The sequence below is a fragment of the Streptomyces shenzhenensis genome (assembly GCF_021462265.1).
GTDB lineage: Bacteria > Actinomycetota > Actinomycetes > Streptomycetales > Streptomycetaceae > Streptomyces > Streptomyces shenzhenensis.
The window spans coordinates 1-1,137 of sequence record NZ_JAJONF010000160.1; the positions used below are offsets into that span (position 1 = coordinate 1).

Sequence of the window (1,137 nt, forward strand, 5' to 3'; positions counted from 1 at the left end):
GCGCCGGACGGTGTTGAGGCGGGTGATGAGGGGGGCGATGCCCTCGGTGTCGGCGAGTGCCCAGTCGCGTGGTCTGAGCTGGTACTTCTCGGAGTCGAGGTATTCCTCGCCGCCTTCTTTGAGCGGAGTGTTCTCGCAGAGTTCGTAGCCGCTGTAGATGCCCCAGGCGGGGGAGAGGGTGGCGGCGAGCACGGCACGGGCCTCGAAGGCGGGGCGGTGGCCGTGCTGGAGGTGGGCGGGCAGGATGTCGGGGGTGTTGGCGAAGAAGTTGGGCCGCATCCAGGCGGCCGGCTCGCCGGACAGTTCCGTGAGGTAGTCGGTGAGTTCCTGCTTGGTGTTGCGCCAGGTGAAGTAGGTGTAGGACTGCTGGAAGCCGATCTGGGCGAGGGTGTGCATCATCGCGGGGCGGGTGAAGGCCTCGGCGAGGAAGATGACGTCCGGGTCGGTGGCGTTGATGTCCGCGATCACCCGTTCCCAGAACAGGACGGGTTTGGTGTGCGGGTTGTCGACGCGGAAGATCCGCACGCCGCAGTCCATCCAGTGGCGCAGGACGCGGACGGTCTCGGTGATCAGTCCGGGCAGGTCGGCGTCGAAGGCGACGGGGTAGATGTCCTGGTACTTCTTGGGCGGGTTCTCGGCGTAGGCGATGGTGCCGTCGGGCCGGTGGTGGAACCACTCGGGGTGTTTGTGGACCCAGGGGTGGTCGGGGGAGCACTGCAGCGCGAAGTCCAGGGCGATCTCCAGGCCGTGGCGGCCGGCCTCGGCCACGAACCACTGGAAGTCCTCCAGGGTTCCCAGGTCCGGGTGGACGGCGTCGTGGCCGCCTTCGGGGGAGCCGATCGCCCAGGGCACTCCGACGTCGTCGGGGCCTGCGTGCAGGGTGTTGTTGGGGCCTTTGCGGAAGGTGGTGCCGATGGGGTGGATCGGGGGCAGGTAGACGACGTCGAAGCCCATCTCCGCGATCCGGGGCAGTCGGCGGGCGGCGGTCCGGAACGTGCCGTGGGGTCGTTCGGGTGTGCCCTCGGAGCGGGGGAAGAACTCGTACCAGGAGCCGTACAGGGCCCGTTCGCGCTCGACGAGCAGCGGCAGCGGCTCGGAGACGGTGACCAGCTCCCGCAGCGGATGACGGGCCAGGAT

The 1,137-nt window shown here is 68.7% G+C and carries 1 pseudogene; it reads right to left on the reverse strand.

Annotated elements, in window-relative coordinates:
• Positions 1-1,137 (reverse strand): annotated as a pseudogene (locus LQ326_RS47230) (alpha-1,4-glucan--maltose-1-phosphate maltosyltransferase); the annotation flags it as partial.